Consider the following 1,981-nt stretch of genomic DNA (forward strand, 5'->3'; position numbering starts at 1 on the left):
GATGGACATTAATACAGGCATTAATAATCCCATCACTTAACTCTTCTTTTCTCCACTTCTCCATCTTCTCCCTTTCTCCTTATTTTTATCCTACCTGAACTCTTATGAAAATTCACGAAACTCCAGTTGCAATGATTGCCTCAATAATCTTTTCTGTTATCTGATTTATTTCCATGTCTTCTCCGTTCCTCTGCGTCTCTGCGGTAAATTATCACCTGAACGGTTACTGCGGTGAACGGTTACCTACATTCTTTTCTATCCTCATTCTCAAAAGAGTTTGAACGAGTTGGTCTATGTTTTCTCCTGATAGGGCACAGAGAGCAACACTATACGGCGTTTTATTTAACCATTTTGAAATGTGATTTGCATCATCGAATTTATCAATTTTATTAAAAACAGTCACCACTGGTGTTGAGAGAACATCTAACTGTTTTAACACCGTTTGAACACTAGCCATTTGTAATTCTAAGTAAGGGCTACTGACATCAACAATATGTAAAAGTATATCTGCCTCTTGAACTTCTTCTAATGTCGCACGGAATGAAGAAACTAAATGATGGGGTAAATTCTGGATAAAACCAACCGTATCAATAAGAAGTAATGCCTGGTGTTTATTGAGGGTAAATTTAGAAATTTTGGTATCCAGAGTCGTAAATAATCTATCTTCAACCGTAACATCTGTTTTGGTTAATGTTTTAAGTAAGGTTGATTTGCCGGCATTGGTATATCCGACAAGAGCGGCGACAGGGAAGTTTTGGCGTGCCTTTCGTTGTTCCTTTCGGACTTTTGCGACCTTTTGAATATCTTTGTTAAGGTGGCTGATTCTTCTTTTAATTCGGCGTCGGTCATATTCCAATTCGGTTTCACCAGGTCCTCTTGTGCCAATTCCACCCCCTAATCTTGACATCAAAACCCCTAATCCTATTAATCTTGGGAAAAGATAATTCAATTGGGCTAATTCTACCTGAAGTTTCGCCTCCGAGGTGTGTGCCCGCTGGGCAAATATATCCAGAATTAATTCCGTGCGGTCAATGACTCTGACTTCGATTGCTTTTTCTATGTTTCTTACCTGGCTTCCAGTTAAATCATTATCAAAAATAACCAGTTCTGCATGAGTTTGCTTAACCAGTTGTTTTAACTCATCAACCTTGCCTTTTCCAATATAAGTAGATACATCTGGTGAGGTTCTACTTTGAGTAATAGCATCACAGACAATTGCCCCTGCACTTTTAGCCAATGCGGCTAATTCTTCAAAGGAATAATTAAACTCCCCGTCTTTTATTCCGGCTATCTTCACACCAACTAAAATCGCCTTTTCGCTAATCTAAACTCCACCTCCAGCAAAAGTAGAGAGTAGAGAGTAGAAAGTAAAGAAAACATCACTCCCCATGCCTATCTCCTTACCTCCCACCTCTATCTCCTACCACTATTTTTGTGTCCACCCTGTGGACATGGTTGTTCTCCTGAAAATAGGAAGTAGAGAGTAGAAAGTAGAGAGTAGAGAGTAAAGAAAACATCACTCTTCACGCCTTCTCCTTATCTCCCACCCCTATTTTCATCCTTTTTTGTGTCCATCCTGTGGATATAGTCGTTTTCCTATAAATAGTTTTTTCACGCAAAAGACGCAAAGGTAATTTTTCCCCTTATTTTCTTTTGCGTTCTTTGCGTGCTTGGCGTGAAACTTCCTTTCCCCTGAAAATAGCGAATTAGTGAATTAGAGATTAGTAAATTAGTATAGTATCCACAGACTTGTATCCTATGGTTTAGAACAGATATTCCCCCTTAATAAAGGGGGTTAGGGGGTTGTCCTTCCATTATTTTCATCCCCCTTTGTGAGTCGCAGACTCATGACCGTTCCCCTGAAAATGTATGTAAGTTGTTGTAATTATTTATTTTTTGTAGTAGCGAGAGGAAAGTAAAACCATCCCTTCCCTTAAAAGCACACAATATCCCCTTCTTGCCATTGTCTCGAAAACCATTT

The 1,981-nt window shown here is 39.0% G+C and carries 1 protein-coding gene; it reads right to left on the minus strand.

From position 1 onward, the window contains the following. Positions 1 to 223: 223 nt before the first annotated feature. On the minus strand, positions 224 to 1,324 hold the full coding sequence (gene hflX / locus AB1414_20040) for a GTPase HflX (protein MEW6609704.1): 1,101 nt from the start codon (positions 1,322 to 1,324) through the stop codon (positions 224 to 226). Positions 1,325 to 1,981 lie beyond the last annotated feature (657 nt).

The sequence above is a fragment of the bacterium genome (assembly GCA_040755795.1).
Classification (GTDB): Bacteria; UBA9089; CG2-30-40-21; order CG2-30-40-21; family SBAY01; genus JBFLXS01.